The following is a 516-nucleotide window of genomic DNA, read 5'->3' on the forward strand; positions in this document are numbered from 1 at the left end:
CTCAGTTGAAATAGTCTAGCTATAGGTGAAAAAACTAATCCACAGCGTCTTATGTTAAGTATAGTAAAATTATTAAGAAAGGAAAAGTATAATGAATTTTTACTACATGTTCATTATACAAGGTGAGAACATGAAATCAATGTATACGTCATATTTATGTAAAATTAATAAATGTAAAAAAGAAACAATATTACTTACAGAAGAGGTTGAGGATACCCTTAGAAAAGGGAATTATATTTCATGTTCTCATTGTGGTTCTAAAAATATAAAAGAAGAAAAATCAACAGATAATTTTAGAGAGTGTATGGATCATTCTGCTTATAAAAAAATTAATGGTTCAATTAGGCAGGTGAGATATGAAAAAACGTAGAGAGGTTGATTATTTACTAGATGAAGATGAATTAGAATATGAAGAAGAAAAAGTCCGAAAAGTGAAAGAACCATCAGAGCCAATTCCAGAAAATAGATACAAACAATTTAAGTATAGAATAGTAGAAATGAGCAAAGAGTTTCCGG

The 516-nt window shown here is 28.3% G+C and carries 1 protein-coding gene; it reads left to right on the forward strand.

The annotated features are described in order from the left end of the window. Positions 1-130 precede the first annotated feature (130 nt). The gene (locus CLPUN_RS13285) at positions 131-370 is read left to right on the forward strand and encodes a hypothetical protein (protein ID WP_077847752.1); all 240 of its coding nucleotides are present in this window, start codon (positions 131-133) and stop codon (positions 368-370) included. Positions 371-516 lie beyond the last annotated feature (146 nt).

This window comes from Clostridium puniceum (assembly GCF_002006345.1).
In the GTDB taxonomy this organism is placed as follows: Bacteria; Bacillota; Clostridia; order Clostridiales; family Clostridiaceae; genus Clostridium; species Clostridium puniceum.

Bases quoted from the DNA above. Each gene is read 5' to 3' on its own strand.
- CLPUN_RS13285 (WP_077847752.1), top strand. From the start codon at position 131: ATGAAATCAATGTATACGTCATATTTATGTAAAATTAATAAATGTAAA.